This is a genomic window from Pseudomonadota bacterium, assembly GCA_039815145.1.
Lineage (GTDB): Bacteria > Pseudomonadota > Gammaproteobacteria > Steroidobacterales > JBCBZW01 > JBCBZW01.
The window spans coordinates 67,709-86,255 of record JBCBZW010000005.1; the positions used below are offsets into that span (position 1 = coordinate 67,709).

Here is an 18,547-nt window from a genome sequence, read left to right on the forward strand (position 1 = left end):
CAGCGAGCGCCTAGGCGCTCGGCGGCAAAATGGGTGCAGGTTTGAGCGAGAACTTGAAGCGCGTGTAGTTACCGGGCTCCGACTCCACCCACACGTCGCCGCCGTGGCGATCGATCACCCGCTTGACGATCGCAAGGCCTACGCCCCGACCCGCGCTCGAGGTGCCGTCGACACCCCCCGGGGGCGCCCCCTGCGGCACCTTGCCACGGAAGAACATCTCGAAGACGCGCAGACGCAAGGCCTCGTCGATACCGACGCCGTTATCCATCACTTCGGCGACGACGCGGCCGTTGATCTCAGTGGCGCTCACCTCGATGCGCAGTGCACCCTCGCCACGGCCACTGCCGCCATGCTCGAGGGCGTTGAGAAGCAGGTGGAACAGCACGACGCGCAACTGCTTCGCATCCGCCAGTACGTTCGGCATCTCGGTGATCAGCACCTCGGCACCAGCCTGTTGCACCTGATCCTCGAGGTCTTTCAGCGCAGACTGCGTGGTCTGCGTCAGGGCCACGGGCGTCAACGCTTCGCCTTCCGTCTCCACCCGTGACAGCGTCAGCAGGTCCTGCACCTGGCTCACCACCAGGTTCACCTGTTCATCGGCTTGGTTGATGTGCTCCAGGATCTGCGAGTCCGCCCCCACCTCATCAGCACGCTCGCGCGCGATGCGCATGAACTCCATGGCGCGCTGTGACGGTCCCACCAGGTCGTGCGAGACGGCGTAGGTGAACACCTGCAGTTCGGTGAAGGCGCGGCTCAGGCGCTGACTGCCTCGCTTGATCCGCTCCACATCGACGAAGCTCAGGACCGCCCCGTCCTGCTCACCGTTGGTCTTCAGATACGGCGACGCGCGCATAAGAAAGTAGCGCCCCGTTGCATCGCGCAACTCGCGCTCGACACGCTCGCCGGTGGCGCTGACAGCCGCGAGATCGCGCAACACCTGCTCGTCCGCGAGGAGTGAACGGAAGTGGGTGATCTGGCGATTGATGTCGTGCTTCATCAGGCCAAACTGATCAGCCGCGTGAGGCGAGAACTTGCGAATCCGCAGCTTCGAATCCACGAATACGGAGGAGATGTCCATGCTGCGCAGAAGGTTGTCCGACTCCTCGGTAACCCGCTCGAGCTCGACGATTTTGCCCTCGTGCTCCTGGTTGAGCGTGCTCAGTTCCTCATTGACCGAATGCAGCTCTTCGTTCGTGCTCTGCAGCTCCTCGTTGGAGGCGATCAGTTCCTCGTTGGTAGCCTGGAGTTCCTCGTTGCTGGTCTCCAGCTCCTCCACCGTGGCCTGCAGCTGCTCGCGCGTATTCTGCAGTTCGTCCTGCAGGGACGAGGGTGTGAGGACCATCTCCTCGGCCACTTCCTCCTCCGCTTTGGCGAGCGCATTACCCGCAGCTTCAGGCTGCTCGAAGGTGATGAGGGCGTACTCGGAGGCGCGCACCTGCTTCATCGGGCGCACCGTCAGGCGCACCACCTGAGGGCCTTCCGTTGGAACATCCACGCGGATGCCGGCGTAGCGTACTAACTCGTCGGTCTTCTGCATGCGCGCCAAGGCCGAGATGACCGGCAAGCGCAGCTCGGGTAACACCAGTTCAGACGCGTAGAGGGTAACCGCCCCGCTTGGCGGGCGCATGAAGCGAGAGGCTTCGCCGAAGGTGTGGGCGACCTCGCCGGAGACCGTGACCAGCAGCCCGGGCGGCACGTAGGCATCCATAAGCGCGTCGTAGGCACGCACCAGGTTCACCGGCCGACCACCCGTAGTGCGGCTTGGCGTGGGCAGGCCTGTGGGCGCGACATTGGTCTCGCGCAGCATCGGCTGCGCCGAGGGCAAGCGGAAACGGCTCACGAGATGGCGATCACTGCCCTTGCGGAACACGTTGCGCCGCGCATCGATCACGTTGAAGTCATCCACGAGTTCCGCCAGGCCCTCGCTACTGCCGAGCAGCATCACCCCGTCGCGCTTCAGGGCGAAGTGGAACAGGCTGAGCGCCTTGCGCTGTGCCTCCACCGTCAAGTAGATGAGCAGGTTGCGGCACACCACGAGATCTAACTTGGTGAACGGAGGATCGATGGTGACGTCCTGGCGCGCAAACACCACCATGCGCCGCAGGTGAGGTGCGATCACGTAGTCGTCCGCCTGGCGGGTGAAGCACGTGTCGATACGCTCTTGGCTGAGACCCTCGAGGGAGCGCTCCGGGTACACGCCAAAGCTCGCCCTATCGAGGCTGCGTTGGTGCACATCGGTGGCGAAGATCTTCACGTCCGGTGGCGAATCGAGCTTAGCGCACGCCTCGTGCAACAGGATGGCGAGCGTGTAGGCTTCCTCCCCTGTTGCGCACCCGGAACTCCACACACGCACCTCGCGTTGCCCGCCCGAGACGATGGGGGGAAGGATCTCGCGCTCGATGTAATTCCAGGTCTCCGTGTCGCGGAAGAACCGAGTCACGCCGATGAGCAGGTCGTGGTAGAGGGTCTCGAGCTCGTCCGGTTCCGAGGCGAGCAAGCGTGCGTATTCGGTGAGTGAGCTCGACTGGCGCAAGGCCATCCGGCGCTCGACGCGGCGGATGATCGTGTTCGGCTTGTAGTGTGCGAAGTTCACCGCGAAGCGCATCTGCAGCTGCTCGAACACCGTGTCGAACACGCTCGGCTGAATCTCGGGCAGATCGCTGGCGGCGATCTTGAGCTTGAGTCGCTTCGCATGGCCGGTCAGGGCCGCTGGGATATGCTCCGGATCGAGCACCATATCGACCTTGCCGGTGGCCACGGCGCTCTTCGGCATCCCGTCGAACTCCGCCGAGCGCAGGGTCTGGGCGACCGTGAGCCCGCCGGCTCGGTGCACTTCCAACAGCCCCGCGGCGCCGTCACTGCCCGTACCGGACAACACCACGGCCACCGCACGGGCACCGAGATCCTCCGCCAGCGAGCGGAAGAACACGTCGATGGAGAGGTTCAGGCCCGCGGTCCGGTCCGTGGCCAGAAGCTTCCGGTTGGTGACGATCATCTCCTTGCCCGGCACGAGCAGATACACCGTGTCTCGCTCGATCTCCACCGTGTCGCTGACGGACTTGATCGGCATCTGCGTCAAGCGCGAGAGGATCTGCGGCATCATGCTGGTGAAATCAGCGGACAGGTGCTGAATCACCACGAAGGCCATGCCCGTGTTGTCGCCTAAGCAACTGAATAGGCGTTCCAAGGCGTTGAGGCCACCGGCGGAGGCGCCGACCCCCACCACGTGGGTGGGCAGCTCCTTGGTGCCGAAGGCGACGGGCTGCTCGCTCTCTCCAGCCGTCAATCCCGTCTCCAATTCCGTCTCGTCGTCGCCCATTCCACTACCCCTGAGGAAGAAAGCCTGCCTGCTCCAGGACGGTCGCAACGTGTTCCTCACGCAGCGGCTTCACGCGCACCTGCCACGGCACACGTGCCGTGCGCAGTCGTTCTTTGCTATCGGCGGGGAGTGCGACGCCCGAGATGGCGATGTTCACTGTCGGCGCGCGCTCCGGTGCATCGTCGATCGCGTCAACTAACTCGAAGCCTGACTCGACGCCCAGATTGATGTCCAAGAACAAGCAATCGGGAGGCTGCTCACGCCACTTGGAGATAGCCTCGGCGACGGTGCTGAAGGTGCTGATCTGCGCCGTAGGGCAAGCGCGGCTCACCGATCTGCGCATCAGGTACAGATCCGCCTCTGAGTCGTCCACGAGCCAGACGCGCACGCCACTTGCCTCACCTATGCCTTAAGCACTTGATTCTCACCCCCAAGTGGACCTTATGCAACATCCGCGCCCTAGGGTGTCTACCCTGGTGAGGTTACTCAGCCTGCGGATGGCCGCCCGAGTACGGCCAATGAAGCGGCCACGTGAAGCGAAAAGTGGCACCGCGCGAGCCTGACGCGGGATTGGAATCGAGGGAGATGGTGCCGCCGGCGTACTCGACCAACTTCTTCAGGATGGCGAGTCCCATCCCGCTGGACTCCACCTCGTCGCGCGATTGGAGGGTCTGAAAGGCGCGGAAGACCCGCTGATGATGCTCCTGCGCAATCCCCGGGCCGTCGTCGGCAACGGCGAACTCGATCAATCCTACTCGGCGCGACGCACTCACACGGATCAGGCCCTGCTCCCGATCGTGGTGCTTGGCCGCATTGTCGATCAGGTTGCGCAGGGCCTGCTCGAGCGGCGCTACCGCCGTTCGTAGGCGCAAGTCCAGCCCCGAGGTCTCGAGCGTGAAACGCCCCTGCAAGCCGAGCAGGTCGAAGGTGTTGTGGACGATCTCGCGCAGATCGACCTCTCCGAGCCTCGCCCGCGTGCGCCCGGCACGCGAGTAGGCCAACAGATCCGACAGGAGCTGGTCGAGACGGCGCACGCGCGCGCGCATGAGGGTCAGATGTTCTCGCGACTCCTCCTGGAGGCCAGATCCGAGGTCTTCCTCAAGCCATGCCGAGAGATGGGCGATCGCGCGAAGGGGTGAACGCAGATCGTGGGAGGCAGCGTAGACGAAATCCTCCAGTTCCTGATTCACGCGCCGCAGCTCCTCCGTGCGAGCCTGAAGCTCGTCCTCGTAGCGCTTCTCCAGGGTGACGTCGATGGAGGACAGCAGGATCCGCGGCTCGCCGCTCTGCGGGTCCGCGTAGGGCACACGGTCCGTACGCACCCAACCGCTCGTCCCATCGGCCTTGCGGTAGTGCTCGATACGACCGAGGCGAGGACCGTCGCGCAGGGCAGCGAGATCGGCCGCGTGGTGGGAGGCAGCTGAGTCCGGGAACAGCTCGCTCACCGCCACCCCCGAGTCGTGCTGGTCGAGGGTGATCCCCGAGAACGCCGCCGCCGCAGGATTGAGGGACAGGATGCGATTGTGCGCGTCCTTGATCCAAAGACGCACGGGCACCGTGTTGAATACCCGCTGCAGTTGCTCGGACTGCAACTCCAGCTCGCGACTCGCGGCCACCTGCTCGCTGATGTCGCTGAAGGTGCCGAACACCACGTCGACGGGGGGTTGCACATCCGCCTGGGCGCGCAGGGTGGCGTGGACGTGGCGCAGCTCCCCGCTGGGGGTGAGGATGCGCAGGCGAAACTCATCGGGTTGCCCGGTGGAGACGACGCCATCGAGCTTGGCCGTCACCAGGGGAATGTCCTGCGGATGGTAGAACCCGATCGCCGAGGTGAGCTCGGGCACGTACTGCGCAGGCGTGACCCCGTGGATGCGGTAGATCTCATCGGACCAGTGCAGGGTTTGGTGGGCGAGATCCAGCGTCCAGTGACCGATCCGCGCCGCCGCTTCCGACAACCGAAAGAGCACCGCCTCCTCGCGCAGGGCAAACAGCTCTGCGAAGTCGGCCAAGCTCTGGGTCAACTGGTCCGCCAAGCGCCGCGCCAGGCGCGCTTCGCGGGCATCGAACTCGCGGGCGTCATTCTGAAGAAAACACAGCGCACTCGGGTGCTTCGCCCCCGGTAGGGTCACGGCGGCGGCCAAGCAGGGCAACCGCCTCGTTCGCGCCTGCCCGGCGGGCATAGCATCGGCAGGGGTTGGCTCGATCTCGAGCGTCGATTGGGCCGCGGCTGCTTCCCCACCACCTAAGGCACAGACGAGCTCGGCGAGCTTGGCCCGGGCGTGATCGTCGAGCGCCTCGGTGACGCCTACCGCCTGCAGTACCGTCAAGCGGTTGACGGTCTCATCCACCTCGACGAAGACCACGCTCTCGCTGGGCAGTGCCTCGCGACACATCTCCAACACGGACGCACCGCGTGCCTCGAGCGCTGCCGCTAGCTCGGGTGAAATCGCCCCTGTCTCTCTCAAGCCCTGTGACACCGTTGGCAAACCCGCACCCGACCCCATCAGGTACCCGCCCGATTTGCCGATTAAGTTCACCGTAAAGGCTGCCTCGCAGGAATGCCATGACGCAACCCGCCACCGTGATCCCCCTGCCCACCGCCAAGCCCGCCCCGATGCAGGTGCAGCACCGCTTGCAGGTGATCGTGATCGACGATGACCGCGTGGACCGGGCGATGATCCGGCGCTGCCTGCGCAACGCGGAGGACTTCCAGTGTGACGTGCACGAGGCTGCGACCGCCGAGGCGGGCCTGAAGCTGCTCGAGACGCGCCACTTCGACTGCGCGCTGGTGGACTACCGCCTACCGCCCGGAAACGGGCTGGACCTACTCGAGCGCTTCTACCGCCGCTGGCCTCACTCTAGCACCGCCTTCATCATGCTCACGGGCCAGGGCAGCGTGGATGTGGCCGCTTCAGCGATGCGCTCAGGCGCCCTCGATTACCTGGCCAAGGACCAGCTGACCGAAGCCGCTCTGCGGCGCTCGATCATCAATGCTTCGGAGAAGATGGTCCTGCGCGTGAGTCTCTCGGACAAAACGCAGGCCTTGGCCGAGCGCAACCGCGACCTCACCCTGCGCAACGAAGAGGTGCGACGTTTCTACCAAAACGTCTGCCACGAACTGCGCACGCCGCTGGCTGCAACGCGCGAGTTCGTATCGCTCGTGGGCGATGGCCTGGCCGGCGCGGTGACCGAGGAGCAGACCGATCTACTGCGCCTGGCAACGGAGGGCTGCGATCAGATCACCGCCCTCCTCGACGATCTCCTCGACGCCGCTCGCATGCAGACGGGCAAGCTCGGCATCCAACGTGAATCGCTTCGGGTCTACCCCTTCCTGCGCGATGTGATGCGCGCCCACGAAGGGGCGGCCCGAGAACGGGAGCTGACCCTATCCCTGGCGATCGACGAGGGCGATGACCTGAGGGTGGACGCCGACCCTGTGCGCCTACGTCAGGTGCTAGCGAACCTGATCGGTAATGCCCTCAAGTTCACGGCTGCTGAGGGCGTGGTGAAGGTGAGCGCCAAGCGCGATCCCCACAACGCGAGGTGGATCGAGTTCACGGTCTCGGATACGGGCTGTGGCATCGACCCAGCCCAGCAACAACGGATCTTCGACCGCCTGTACCAGGCCACCGCCACCGCCACCACGGACGACCCCGCCGCCCTCACGGACGGCCTCGGCCTGGGCCTCGCCATCAGCAGCGAAATCGTGCGCTTGCACGGTAGTGAACTGGAAGTGCGCAGCCAGGTGGGACAGGGCTCCACCTTCTTCTTCCTGCTGCCCGCCGCCAAACCCAACACGTAAGGAGAGCACGATGAGCACGATCCTGATCCTCGAAGACAGCCGGGAGCTGAACAAAGCCCTGGCCCTGCGCCTGCAGCACGCTGGCTACACGGTGCATCGCGCCTTCGACGCCGCCCAGGCCACCACCCTGGCCCGTCAGCACGGCCCGACGCTGGCCCTGCTCGACATCAGCGTGCCTGCCGGGGACGGTTTCATGGTGGCGGACCGGATCGCCGAGTTCGGCAATCCGAAGGTGGTGTTCATCACCGCGAACAAGGACCCGGAGCTGCGGGCGCGGGTGCGACGCAGCGGCGCCGGCTTCATGTACAAGCCGTTCACCGCCGTCGATCTCCTGCAGCGGGTCGAGGAGATGATCCCGGGCGCAAGCGCCTCCGCGCACTAGGGCGCGGAAGCGCGGGGCAGGACGCTAGGCGGCCTGCTCCGTCGATTGGGCGGGTGCTGCTGGCGGCGTCAACACCTGGTAGTGACGACCCGGCTCCATCCACTCAGGGTAGGGGTAGTTCTTCGGCAACTTGATGTCCGTTGCCAGCCCCAGACGTGCGAGCACACACACCACCCCCCAGGAGAGATCCGCCCCGCCGTGGATCGCATGCTTGGCACTCGCCGGGTAGAGGTGGTGACTGTTGTGGAAGGAATCACCGTTGGTGATGAGCCCCAGGGCCGCCACGTCTCGCGAACGGTCCTTGGACTTCGGATCGGCGACGCCGAAGCTGTCCCAGTGGCAGATGGAGTTGATCACCCAACTCGTGTTGTTCTGCACGACGTGCATGGCCCACAGCCAGGCGATGCCCCACCAACCGGCGATCAGCCAGGCAGCCGTCACCTGCAACGCGAACAGCGCGGGGATCACCAAAGGCGTGTCGAGAAGGCGCATGAAGGGTTCCTTCATGAGGTCGCGCCGACACATCTTCTGCCACTCGGGCGATAGCTTGCCCTGCAGGCGCTGAATGTCGTTCAGCAGATAGCGCAGCTGCAAGGCAAAGCCCGACAGGGCCAGGGCGATACTCGCCCACTTGTTCTTGGTGTGGAACAACCATCCCGAATGGGCAAACCAGAACCCATCGTTGGTGCTGTGCGGATCGCCCTTCTCGTCCGAGAAGGCGTGGTGGATCCGATGCAACCCTACCCAGAGGACCGGCGATCCCGAGTGCAAGGCTGAGAACAGCGTTAGCGTATTGCGGATCGCAGGATGGGTCTTGAACGCCCGGTGTGTCAGCAGTCGGTGGTACCCGAGCGTGTTGCCCAGGCTCAGGAGCACCGAGACCACCATAAACAAGGCGACTTGCAGTGCAATCTCCATGGTTGTCGTTTCCCTAGTCCAGTGAAGTGGTAGCCGTATTGTTGTTATTTATTGTCTTATTGTTGGTATTGCTGCCTGCGGGAAGGCTAGCGCGTTCCCGCAGGCCCTTTCGGTGACCGATTCCTCAGTACACCGTCACGTTGTCGAAGGCGGCGCTGGTCCCATCCGTCGCCAACCCGAACCGACCGCTCGCGATGGAGGTGTCGGTAAACGGGGTGGTCGAGCGGCCATTCACCGTCATCTGGATCCTACTCCCTTGGAATCGCAGACCTACGACGTAAGACTTGTTCGGCGTCATGGGGTCGATCGGAAGCTGCGGCCCAAGCGCCGTGAGCACCCCGTTCTCCACCTTGAACAGGCGCGCCGAGGCGCCGGCGAGGATGGCGGTGTAGTAGGTGTTGCCATCCGCGCTCACCCGCCCAGCCAGGCCGAGCTTCTGTCCACCCCCTAAATAGGTCACCTTGGCGGACAGGGTGTAGTTGGCCCGATCTCCCCCCGTCACCGACAGGTGCCGGCCATTGGTGTCGAGCTGGCGGTACTGCTGATCGATCAGCTGCCAATCACCGGACACGGGCGTCCAACCGCCGAGGCCCTCGTTGAAGTCCGAGAATCCCTGCACGGGCTCGTCGATACGAATACGCTCGTTAACACCGATCCCGGTGTGGATCGAGCGCACGCCGCTCGGCCAGTCCACGCGCAGGCTGGTCACCGCCGTGTCCGTGCCGAGGCCGAAGTGCAGCTCACGCGGGCCGCTGGCGGAGAAGCATCTGCCGCCTCGCATCACGCGCACGATCTTGCGCACGCCACCATCGGCGGTCTGCGTGGTGACCTCGACGCGGGCACCGATCGCATCCTCGCTGCTCACCACGCCGTGCAACTCCACGAACAACCACCCGAGGGCGTTGCCGCCATCGTTGCGGAAGAACCGGTTCGGCTCGCCGCTCTCGATCAGCGGCTGAATGATCTCCGTACCGCCCTTGATCATCGGCAGGTCCACATCTCCGTCCTTATCGAAGTCTGTGAAAGTGATGGCGTGACCGCGATAAGGGAATTCCGCATCGCAGGCGTCGCCGCCGGCCCGCGTATAGGCCTCGGCGGGCATGGCGCCTGGATCGCTGGGATCAGCAGCACTCATGTCATCACTAGCGACAAAGGCACCCTCAGCCCCCAATTCCGGCGTCGGCGCTGTCGGCGCTACGCACTGCGGATCATCAACCGCCGGGTAATCGAAGAGCGAGGAGGCCAGGCGGAAGCGCACCGTGCCCGCCTCGGCGAACTCGTTCATGTAGAGGCGATCCGCTTCGCCGCCCGTGGGCCCGCCGTTGGCGGTGATGATGTCCTCGTAGCCATCGTTGTTCAGATCGCCGATCTGACAGCCCATCACTTTGGCCGGTAGATCAAAGCCCGCCGCGTCCGTGGCGTTGATGAACTGCCAGTTGCCCCGGTTCAGCAGGAGCACGTGCTTGCTGGTGTTGCCCTGGCGCGAGTGGGCGAAGACGAAGATGTCCAACAGGCCGTCGTTGTTGAAGTCCGCGTTAGCGCTGGCCCAGGTGCGATCACCAACGCCGAGCGCGTCCTCATCGAGGGGCATCTCCTGGAAGGTGCCATCGCCCATGTTGCGCATGAGGCGGTAGTTGTCTTCCGTGCCTAGCTGGCGGTAGGCCTCCTCGGGGATGAAGACGTCGATCCAGCCATCGTTGTCGTAGTCACCCCAGGCGCCGGTCTTGGTGGAGATGCCGCCGACGATGTTCGCCTCCTGCGACACATCGGTGAAGGTGCCATCGCCGTTGTTGCGGAACAGGGAGTCGCGGTAGCCGAGGCCGTCGGGCAGCTCGAGCAGGGTGTCGCGCACCACCTTGGAGAACACGAACAGGTCGGAATCACCGTCGCGATCGTAGTCCGCCCAGTGGCCAGACAGGGATGCGGTCGGCACCCAGTCGCCACCGGCGTCCTTAGGGCCGCGAATGCCGGCGGCCTCGGAGACGTCGGTGAAGTTGCCGTTGCCGTCGTTCTCGAACAGGTAGTCGAGACCGACCGTCTCCTGTCCACCTACGGCGAGGAAGATGTCCGGATCACCGTCGTTGTCGTAGTCGGCCGCGGCGTTGCCGAAGGTGGCGATACCTTGCACCAGCGTTTGGCCGCGCTCGAAGATGAAGCCGCCGTTACCGTCGGGACCGCGGTTGAAGATGATGAAGCTCTCATCGTTGCCGAGGTCCGCGCGCGAGGTGTTGTTGATGTAGAAGTCCGTCCAGCCATCGCCATCGAAGTCCGCGGCGATCTGCCCGCGGCCGTGGGTCAGGCGGTCCTGGAAGCCGAGCTCCAGGGCGATATCCACCAGCGTGGGATCCGAGACCTGGGCGATGGCGGGTGCCGCGAGAGCGCCCGCGAGTGAAGCGGTGGCGAGGATAGCGAGCGATCTTCGGTTTCTTGTTATCACGAGAGGCTCCGTCCGTAGTGTTGCCTGCGTGGAATCAGTGTAGCCCCGAAATCCTCGGGGCGGTAACGAAAAAGGCCCGGGACACAGGCGTCCCGGGCCTTTTCGCGACGGCGTTAGCGCCGATTAGTTGGCAGGCGCTTGCGCAAACACCCGCGTGTGGTCACGGTGGGTCACGGAGCTGTTCACCCCGAGACGGGCACCGTAACGCGTCAGGCCCGGCGCCGCAGCGTCGGACAGACGCACCAACACGTTGATGCTGGCGCCGGCAGGCAACGTAACGGAGCGGGTGCTACCCACGAGGGTTTCCGCATCCGGGGTCACCTCCACGAACCAGAGCTCGCGGGTGAGCTCCTCATCGCTGTGGTTGGTGATCGCAACGTTGTAGGCCACAACCCCACCCTCGGTCACCAGGCGAGTGTCCGCCGGGAACGTCGCCGTCATCTGCGGCTCGGTCACGGTGACGGTCTGGTTGGTGTCGAGGAACAGCTGCTCCTGCGTCACGCCACTCGGGAAACGCACGGTGAGGTCGACGAAGTTAGCGCCGGCCAGACCGAAGTGGGCCTTCATGGAGTGCGTGGACATGAAGCTCGCACCGCCCGAGATTTCGCGCATCAAGGTCACACCGCCCGCCTTGGCTTCCACGCGCGAGCCGATGCCGTCGCGGTTGCCGAGCGTGCCTACGGTCTTCACCTTCAGCCAGTTGTTGCCGTTGGCGTTCATGTAGTTGTTGCGGTAGAGAGCGTTGTAGCCGTGCAGGTTGCCGAGGTAGGCGTCCACGTCACCGTCATCGTCGATGTCGGAGATGGCCACACTGCGGTAGTAACCGGTGCTGCTCATGCCCGCCGGCTCGTGCACTTCCAGGAACGCTGCGTCGCCGAAGTTGACGCCGCGGTTGCGGTAGAAGTAGCAGGGGTTCAGGTGGATGTGGCCGGTGCCGGTCTCAGGATCCGCGTTGCAGCTAGGATCGGTGCTAGGCAGGCAGACATCGCCGTCCTCGAAGAAGTCCTGCCACTTGCCGGTCTCGGCGAAGGGCGGCACACCACCGTTACAGACCAGCAAGTCTTCCCAGCTGTCACCGTCGAAGTCGAAGAAGGCGTTGCCCCAGCTCACCATGCCGAGGCCGCGGTAGATACCGACGTCCGCCGACTGGATATTGAGGTCACCGGCCTTCTCGGTGAAGGTGCCGTCACCGTTGGCTACACCGAACTCGTTCTCGCCCACGTCCGACATGTAGTAGTCGAAGAAACCGTCACGGTTGTAGTCGCCGATGGCGATGCCCATGCCGGCCTGTGCGTAGTCGAAGCCCGAGGGGGCGCTGACGTCGGTGAAGATCCACCCGCCGTTGCCGTCCGCGCCATCGTTGCGGAACAGGCGGTTCGGCGCCGTGCGTACGGCACCGAAGTCGTTCACGACCATGAGGTCGATGTCGCCATCGTTGTCGTAGTCGGACCAGGTGGCTGCCAGCTCACACCCGGCACGCTCGGAGACACCACGATCGATGCCCGTCGCGCCCGCGACGTTGGTGAAGGTGCCGTCGCCGTTGTTGTGCCAGAGGTAGTCGTTGAAGCACTGGGGGCCGGGGCCCGGATCGATCTCCGTCTCATCGCCCGGATTCGGCGGGATACCGACACCCGCCACGTGGTTGCCCGCGTAGAGGTCGAGGTAGCCGTCGTTGTCGTAGTCGCCCCAGACGGTGCTGGCCGTGTTGTAGATGTCGACCGTGCCCGCGCCGTCGATGTCGCTGAGGCCAGCGGTGTCGGTGACGTCCTCGAAGGAGAGCGTACCGGTCTCGATCAGCAGGTTCTTGAACAGGCGGTTCTGACCGAAGTTGGCGACGTGGATGTCCTGGTCGCCGTCGTTGTCGTAGTCCGCGCTGGAGACGCCGTGACTCAGGATGTCGCAGGCGGCAGCGCCGGCGGCGTCCGGCACGGGCGCGAACTGGCCCGAGCCGTTGTTCAGCCACATGCTGTTGCAGCCGTTCAGAGCCAGGTAGAGGTCGTCGTCGCCGTCGTTGTCGACGTCGATCCAGCCTGCGCCCACGCCGATGGGCATTTCCATGCTGATCGGCGCGGTGACGAGGGTTTCGACTTCAACGCCCGACGAGGCGGTGATGTTGGTGAAGGCCTGGGCGGCAGCAAGCCCTGGCGTCAGCCAGACTGCGCTCGCGACCGCCGCGACGAGGATTCCATGTCCGTTCTTGTTCATCGTGAACTCCGTGCGTGTGCTTTTGATGTTCTTTTGCGTGGTGTGCGACTCACGCGAGGGTGAGCCGCACACCGCATCAAGGGCTGCGTCAGCAGCGTCTACTTATTGCTTGATGAGCGCCTTGATTTCGACGTTGGTCTTGAGGGATGCGACACCCTCCTGACCGCGACGAATCAAGCCCTGGGTGAACATCGTGCCGCTCACACCCGGGGGAACATCGGCATCAGGCACGTTGGCGATGATGGTAGCGGTGCCGGCGTTGTTCGCCGTGGCCACGCCCACCAGCTGGCCGCCGGCGATGTCGAGGCACAGCCCGCCCATGACGGCGAAGCAGCGACCCTCGGGGGAGAGACCCTGCTGGCTGCCGAACATGTAGACGGTTTCGCCTGGACGCATGCCTTCGACCACCAGCTCCACGGTCTGGCCGCGGATCCAGGTGCCGGAGGTGTACGGCTCTTCCGCCACCACGGTGATGGCCTGGTTGGTGTCGACGCCGAAGACCGACGTGGAGAAGCCGCTGGCCCACTCGACCCACACCTGCTGAACGGACTCGTTGGTGCCGAGACCGAAGTGCGCCATGGTCTCGCCGTGGCCGAGGTAGTTGCTGCCCTTCTCCATGTAGACCTGGCGAACGTTGCCGTTCTCATCGCCAGCGCGCACGCGGACCAGAGCGCCCACGCCTTCCGGCGCCAGGCGGTTGACCGCGCTGGTGTCGAGGTAGACGTGCAGCCAGTTGGCATCGGCGGGCGTACCGCTCTCGGCGGTGATCAGATCGTTGCGGTAGAGGCGGAACTGGCCGGTGTCGGCGATGATGTCCGCGTAGTCCGCCGGATCCACGCCGGGGTAGTCGGTCTCGTTGATCTCGATCGTGTTGGCCGTGATCACGAAGTCGAGGTCACCGTCCTTGTCGTAGTCGAACTGGTACAGGCCACGGCCCTGCAGGCGGTGGTCGAGATTCCAGTCGTTCTGCACGGCCGTGAAGGTGCCGTCGCCCATGTTCTTGAACATGCGCGTTTCGATGTTGTGGAACTGGGTGCCCGTGACCGGGTCCGTGCCGGTGCCGTCGCAGCTGCCCGGAGGCACTTCGCGACCCTGGCTCTCACCGCAGTCACCCCAGATGATCCAACCGTTGGTGTGGGCGATGTCTTCCCAACCGTCGTGGTCGAAATCCTTCATGGTGGCGCCCCAGCCCCAACCACCGTCGCGGATACCGATCTCGTCGAAGCCGTCCGCGGAGGGCAGCTCGAAGAAGGTGTGGTTGCCGCGGTTCTCGTACATGCGGTTGCCGTCGTTGTCGGCGCCGAGGTACGAGGGATCGATGGCGGTGATGAACCAGTCGACCAGACCGTCACGGTTGTAGTCACCGACGGCCGTGCCCATGCCGTTGTGCACGCGGTTCGAGCCGAAGATGTTGAGGTTGGTGAAGGTGCCGTCGCGGTTGTTGACGAAGTAGCGTGACGCGCCGAAGTCACCGGCGATCAGCAGCTCCGGGTAACGGTCGCCGTTCATGTCCGCGAAGATGCCGCCGAAGGCGCGCGGGCCCACGTTGGCACCGCCCTCATCGAACACACCAGCGGTGGCGGTAACGTCCGTGAAGGTGCCGTCGCCGTTGTTCATGTAGAGGGTGGTCTGGTTGGTGTCGTGCGGGTTGCCCTTGCTGTGCCAGCCGCCGAACCAGAGGTCTAGGTCACCATCGAGATCGTAATCCGCCCAAGTGGAGCTATAGCCGTCGAAGGCCGTGTTGGTGCCGGTGCGGTTGGAGGTGTGGTTGAAGGCCACACCAGCCGCGTCGGCCACGTTCACAAAGCTGCCGCCATCGTTGCGGTAGAGCTTGTGCTCACCGTCTTTGGCGTCGGGCATGTCGCCCATGCTGGTCACGAACAGGTCGATGTCGCCATCGCTGTCGTAGTCACCGGCCGCTGCACCGCCACCGCGGTAGAGGTCGGTGAGCCCCCAGGCAGCCGCTTCTTCCGTGAAGGTGCCGTCGCCCTGGTTGATGAACAGTCGGTCGTTATCCAGACCACCGCCGATGACGAAGATGTCGGGGTAGCCGTCGCCGTTGAAGTCAGCCACCGTGCCGCCGCCGTGCATGCGCGCGCCTCCGGTGTCTTCTGCCAAGCCGTATTTCCAGGTGACGCCGGCGCCGGCAGTGGCGTCGACGAAGCTGGGCGTCGCAGCGTGCGCGCTGGCAGCGAGAGCTAGGGTGGCAGCGGAGACGGCTACGCGAAGCGCGTAGGCCCCCGATACCCGGAATGATCCCTGAGTGCGGTCCATTGCTGTTTTTCCTCTGTGAAGTAGTCGTGTCACCCGCGTTTTTTATTCTGGACACCGACGGCTCGCGGGACCCGGCGGTGTGCTTTCGTTGTTGATCGAATTCTTGAATTCTGACATGAGCATCCGGTGCACCTGAATCCAAGTCAAGGGTGTCGCACGGATGCGGCGACCGACCGATCGGTCGGTCGCCCGACTCACGCCGCACGGCCTCGCCGCCGACGGCATGATTTCGCTGGCATCAATCGATGTCGTCCCCGTCCAGGACGCCATCTTCATTACGATCGATCCCCATGCGCTCGCCGCTTCCCGGGGGCACGCAAGTGAACGTAAGCGATTGGCCCGGCCGCTGGCTGATCTGCAGTAGCGCACGAATCGAGAGCGGAGAGTCGCCCTCACGGTCGGTGCGGAACTGGCCGTTCGCCTGCCGCACCGCACCACGCGGCGCACCGCCCCAGATGCCCTTGACGATCAGGTCGCAGGCCGGTCGCGGCGAGGTCACACCGGACTGCTGCAGTAAGGTCACCAGTTGCCCGCGCACCTGCTGGATGTTGCCCTGGGCCAGGGTCACCTGCTGGCCCACCACGGGCAGCATCTCCGCGTCCGACGCCATCAGGAAGTCCACCACCTCGCGGCGCTGCACATCGCTCTCCAGGGTGAAGTCCTGGAGGAAATTGAACATCGTGTCCCAGGCCCCGTCGTGGGTGAAGCCGAAGCCGCGGACCTGGTCGCCGAGCACCGGCAGCCCCTCGTCGTCGAAGCCTCGTGAGCGCCCAAAGAAGCCCACCTTGGTGTACATATTGCGGATGTGCGGGATCTTCAGCGGTTGTCGGACCACCCCAGCGTTGCGACGAATCACCGTGAAGCCGTTGGTGCCGAAGCGCCCTGCCACCACGTCGACCACGTGGCACGCGTTGCAGGTCTGATCCTGATCGGACGGCACCGTGTTGTAGGCGTCGAAGCCGCGCTGCTGCACCGGCGTGAGCTGGTTGTTGAGGTTACGCACCGGGTTAGGCGGGTAGTGGATCGTGAGGGCGAACTCGGCGAAGGCCTGCATCTCCTCGTCCGACAACACGTCCTCGCGTCCGATGAGCCCCTTGAAGGCACCGTTGAAGGCGCGGAAGGCGGCCTGCGTATCGAAGGCGTCGCCGATCTCCGGGTCGTTCGCGCCCGAGCGATCACCGCGCCAGTGCATGGGCCCATGGTTGGTCATGCCGCGGAAGCTCTGGGTGGTCATCGGCCCCTTCATCGGGTGGAAGTCGCGCGGGAACCCTGGCGGCAGTTCCAGGAACAGCGGATTGAGGTTCTCCAGCACGCTGCCGTCGGGATCACCCAAATCCCACGCGAGGTGATCGACATCGCCGAAGATGTGGCAGCCGGCGCAGGAGGAGTCGCCTCGGGAGGAGGTGAAGCGCGCGTCGTAGAGGAAACGCCGACCGTCCGTGACCACCGGCGGTTCCGGGCTGAACATCGGCACCACGTCGATCTCCGCCTGGCTGTCGAGATCAACGACGGAGATGCTGTTGTTGAAGCGCGTCAGCACGTAGAGGCGATCGCGATCGCTGTCGAGGACGAGGCCGCTCGGGCCGCCGCCGCTCAGCTCGATGTGGCTAGCGGGGTCCGGGGTAAAACTGTCGTCGATCAGCTCGCCGGTGTCGAACACACCTACCTTGGAAGATCCGTAGGCGGCCACGTAAAGCTGGTCGCCGGCGGGGTTGAACACCATCTCCAGCGGCGTGGCCAGGCTGGCGTCGTTCTCCTCGGGGGTACCGAGGAAGCGGTCGTAGTCGATGTGCTTGTTGAGGTGGCGGGGCATCACGGCATTGCCGCTGTCCAGATCCACCACGGTGATGCGGTTCTCGATGAAGTGGCCACGCACGGTGGAAGGCGCGAAGTCACCGACACCCTCGAAACGCACGATGTTGCGCGCGTCCAGGTTACTCACGAAGAGTTCACCGCCGGTGGGGCTCACCGCCATGTTGAACAGCGTGGTGCCTACCCCGCTGATGCGGTCCACCTCGACCGGGGTCTCGGCTGCCGCATCGATGACGAAGACGTCGTAGTCCGGCAGGCTCATGCGCACGGCCGGGGTCCACTCCATGCCGTTGCCGTCGAACCAGCGGTTCTGATCGTCCGCTTGCACGATCATGCCGATGTCGATGGGTGCAGGCACACCGTCCACGTTGGTGTCGGGGTCGCCGATCTCGCCAAGCACCGAGTCGCGATGGAGCACGCTGGTGCGGTTGCCTGAGTAGAACACGCCGGCGTACACCGTGTTGCCGTCGGGCGACACGGCCAGGGGACGGGGGGTGTCGCCAAACATCTGCAGCACCGTGAGCGGCGCGCTGCGATCATTGGCGTCGAAGACCCACACGTCCGTTCGCCCTTCGCTCAGCAGCGAATCGAACGGAAACGGCGAATGCTGGCCGCGGTGGGCGGTGGTGATGAACGCGCGGTCACCGTTCGGGCCCGCGAACACGATATCGCGCGGCTCGTCCCCCACGAGCAGCGTGTCCACCACCCGGGGGATGCGGTCCGCAGCCGACAGGTCGACGATGCTTATCGAGTCGGACAGGTGGTTCACCACCCACACCTCGGTGGCGCTGCGCACCGCCACCGCCACCGGCTCCATGCCGACGGGCACGCTGGCGACGTGGATCAACTCGGCCGGAGTGACGTTGAACACCTCCAGGCGATTGTCCGGCGTGTTGACGACGAACAGACGAGCCCCTTCGGGCGACAGCGCCATGGGGCGCACCTGTCCGGACTCGAAATTCACAAAGCTGGATTGAGCGAGGGCGAGTTGGGTGGAGCCGATCGCCACGAGCGCGAGGGCGAGCTTGGCGAACCATCCGGCCATGGGCCGGCGGCGCGATCCTACGAATGCGGAAAAGGCCATGGGCCGCATCCTCCTTGAAGCGTTGTTGGATTGAGTGCTCTCGAGCGCATCAGGCGCTGCCATATTCGTTCTAGTTATCCGACGGCAAGCGCCCCTGGGACACCTGGGTGCAGCTTTTCCCCACGAGCGGCGGACCCTTCCCTGAGCCTCGATCTCACTCGACTGCACCATCGTCGCGATCAGCGTAGCACGACCTCCGGGGCAAAAAAATGGCGCTAAATCCGACACCTGAGTGAGACTCGATCTAGCTGCCGGCGCGGGCGTCGAGGATCGATCGAAAGTAGCCGAAGCACCTTGCGCTCGCGCGGGCGAAC

Annotated in this window: 10 protein-coding genes; 2 read left to right on the plus strand and 8 right to left on the minus strand. The window is 64.7% G+C overall.

Annotated features, from left to right (window positions below; all coding sequences use genetic code 11):
- Nucleotides 1-10 precede the first annotated feature (10 nt).
- The 3 genes from AAF184_02970 to AAF184_02980 all read right to left on the minus strand — a co-directional run bounded on the left by AAF184_02970 (nucleotide 11) and on the right by AAF184_02980 (nucleotide 5,784).
- Nucleotides 11-3,319 (minus strand): chemotaxis protein CheB, encoded by a 3,309-nt coding sequence (locus AAF184_02970; protein ID MEO0421270.1) that lies wholly within the window; start codon nucleotides 3,317-3,319, stop codon nucleotides 11-13.
- A 4-nt stretch (nucleotides 3,320-3,323) separates the two neighbouring features.
- Nucleotides 3,324-3,707 carry a response regulator gene (locus tag AAF184_02975; GenBank protein ID MEO0421271.1) on the minus strand — a complete coding sequence of 128 codons (384 nt, stop codon included), beginning with the start codon at nucleotides 3,705-3,707 and terminating at the stop codon, nucleotides 3,324-3,326.
- Between the two features lie 94 nt (nucleotides 3,708-3,801).
- On the minus strand, nucleotides 3,802-5,784 hold the full coding sequence (locus AAF184_02980) for an ATP-binding protein (GenBank protein MEO0421272.1): 1,983 nt from the start codon (nucleotides 5,782-5,784) through the stop codon (nucleotides 3,802-3,804).
- A 98-nt stretch (nucleotides 5,785-5,882) separates the two neighbouring features.
- On the opposite strand from AAF184_02980, the gene AAF184_02985 reads away from it, so the two are divergent.
- Together AAF184_02985 and AAF184_02990 are read left to right on the plus strand one after the other, a co-directional pair.
- Entirely contained in the window at nucleotides 5,883-7,121 is a 1,239-nt protein-coding gene (locus AAF184_02985; protein MEO0421273.1) for a HAMP domain-containing sensor histidine kinase, read from the plus strand.
- Nucleotides 7,122-7,131: 10 nt separating this feature from the next.
- Nucleotides 7,132-7,503, plus strand: coding sequence for a response regulator (locus AAF184_02990; GenBank protein MEO0421274.1), 372 nt, complete (start codon nucleotides 7,132-7,134; stop codon nucleotides 7,501-7,503).
- A gap of 24 nt (nucleotides 7,504-7,527) precedes the next feature.
- Here the strand turns inward: AAF184_02990 and AAF184_02995 are convergent, their stop codons facing one another.
- The 5 genes from AAF184_02995 to AAF184_03015 all read right to left on the minus strand — a co-directional run bounded on the left by AAF184_02995 (nucleotide 7,528) and on the right by AAF184_03015 (nucleotide 18,233).
- Nucleotides 7,528-8,421, minus strand: a complete 894-nt coding sequence (locus AAF184_02995; GenBank protein MEO0421275.1) for an acyl-CoA desaturase — start codon at nucleotides 8,419-8,421, stop codon at nucleotides 7,528-7,530.
- A 124-nt stretch (nucleotides 8,422-8,545) separates the two neighbouring features.
- Nucleotides 8,546-10,858, minus strand: a complete 2,313-nt coding sequence (locus AAF184_03000) for a CRTAC1 family protein (GenBank protein ID MEO0421276.1) — start codon at nucleotides 10,856-10,858, stop codon at nucleotides 8,546-8,548.
- Nucleotides 10,859-10,981: 123 nt separating this feature from the next.
- Entirely contained in the window at nucleotides 10,982-13,063 is a 2,082-nt protein-coding gene (locus AAF184_03005; protein ID MEO0421277.1) for a CRTAC1 family protein, read from the minus strand.
- Nucleotides 13,064-13,165: 102 nt separating this feature from the next.
- The gene (locus AAF184_03010; GenBank protein ID MEO0421278.1) at nucleotides 13,166-15,337 is read right to left on the minus strand and encodes a CRTAC1 family protein; all 2,172 of its coding nucleotides are present in this window, start codon (nucleotides 15,335-15,337) and stop codon (nucleotides 13,166-13,168) included.
- A 238-nt stretch (nucleotides 15,338-15,575) separates the two neighbouring features.
- Nucleotides 15,576-18,233: a hypothetical protein gene (locus tag AAF184_03015; GenBank protein MEO0421279.1), complete on the minus strand. Its 2,658-nt coding sequence runs from the start codon at nucleotides 18,231-18,233 to the stop codon at nucleotides 15,576-15,578.
- Nucleotides 18,234-18,547: the final 314 nt, after the last annotated feature.